The following is a 565-nucleotide window of genomic DNA, read 5'->3' as shown; positions in this document are numbered from 1 at the left end:
TCACTGTTACAGCCTGTTAAAAGCCTGCAATCATCTTATAAGCGCATGTACACAAATAGCCTGAGAAACAACAATTCCTATGAAAGTAATGTTAAAGTATAGCATGTGTTTGATGGCTGAGACACCATTATCCGCCACTCAGATGGTGAGAGGAACTGTCAGTGGTGTCACAGCATCTTTAAATGGGCTTTCTGCTGGCTGTTTCCTCGCTTACGGCCACACCACCCTGAACACGCCCGATCTCGTCTGATCTCGGAAGCTAAGCAGGGTCGGGCCTGGTTAGTACTTGGATGGGAGACCGCCTGGGAATACCAGGTGCTGTAAGCTTTTTCCTCTCAGCTGTCACCAGAGGAGGGCGCTGTTGCTCCATCACCGCACACAGGGCGTTGAGAAACAAAGCTGCAATCATTCCAGCTGTGTGTGTATGCAGGGCAGAGAGGTGGCACTGAGACGCCTCACTTTCCAAGTAGTTTTGAGGGTTCCTGTTGTCACTGTTACAGCCTGTTAAAAGCCTGCAATCATCTTATAAGCGCATGTACACAAATAGCCTGAGAAACAACAATTC

At 48.5% G+C, this 565-nt stretch carries 1 rRNA gene; it reads left to right on the top strand.

The window, feature by feature from the left end:
* Positions 1-208: 208 nt before the first annotated feature.
* A 5S ribosomal RNA gene (rrf, locus tag ACGLHR_RS52145) occupies positions 209-327 on the top strand.
* The last annotated feature ends 238 nt before the right edge of the window (positions 328-565 follow it).

Origin of the sequence: Cupriavidus sp. CuC1 (assembly GCF_044627735.1) — a bacterium.
Taxonomy (GTDB): domain Bacteria; phylum Pseudomonadota; class Gammaproteobacteria; order Burkholderiales; family Burkholderiaceae; genus Cupriavidus; species Cupriavidus ulmosensis.
This window is presented reverse-complemented; position numbering and strand designations above follow the sequence as displayed.